Annotated in this window: 1 protein-coding gene and 1 pseudogene; one reads left to right on the top strand and one right to left on the bottom strand. The window is 52.1% G+C overall.

What is annotated here, in order from left to right; genetic code table 11:
- Positions 1-110: 110 nt before the first annotated feature.
- A pseudogene (locus SB754_RS19220) lies at positions 111-197 on the top strand (IS1 family transposase); the annotation flags it as partial.
- A gap of 145 nt (positions 198-342) precedes the next feature.
- Here SB754_RS19220 and SB754_RS19215 read toward each other — a convergent pair.
- The coding region (locus SB754_RS19215) for a hypothetical protein (RefSeq protein WP_410784014.1) at positions 343-535 on the bottom strand (193 nt) is incomplete at its 5' end.

Genomic DNA, 535 nt, shown 5'->3' with positions numbered 1-535 from the left:
TTCTTCTGCTGTTGTAGTATTCAATATATTCCGTATCAGCATCCTTCAGTTCGCTGGTGATGCTGCCAACTTACTGATTTAGTGTATGATGGTGTTTTTGAGGTGCTGCAGTGGCTTCTGTTTCTATCAGCTGTCCCTCCTGTTCAGCTACTGACGGGGTGGTGCGTAACGGCAAAAGCACCGCCGGACATCAGCGCTAGCGGAGTGTATACTGGCTTACTATGTTGGCACTGATGAGGGTGTCAGTGAAGTGCTTCATGTGGCAGGAGAAAAAAGGCTGCACCGGTGCGTCAGCAGAATATGTGATACAGGATATATTCCGCTTCCTCGCTCACTGACTCGCTACGCTCGGTCGTTCGACAGCGGCGAGCGGAAATGGCTTACGAACGGGGCGGAGATTTCCTGGAAGATGCCAGGAAGATACTTAACAGGGAAGTGAGAGGGCCGCGGCAAAGCCGTTTTTCCATAGGCTCCGCCCCCCTGACAAGCATCACGAAATCTGACGCTCAAATCAGTGGTGGCGAAACCCGACAGG

The organism is Leifsonia sp. SIMBA_070, assembly GCF_046534635.1.
Classification (GTDB): Bacteria; Actinomycetota; Actinomycetes; order Actinomycetales; family Microbacteriaceae; genus Leifsonia.
Note: the sequence above shows the minus strand (reverse complement) of the source record. Positions and strands in the feature narration are given on the sequence as shown.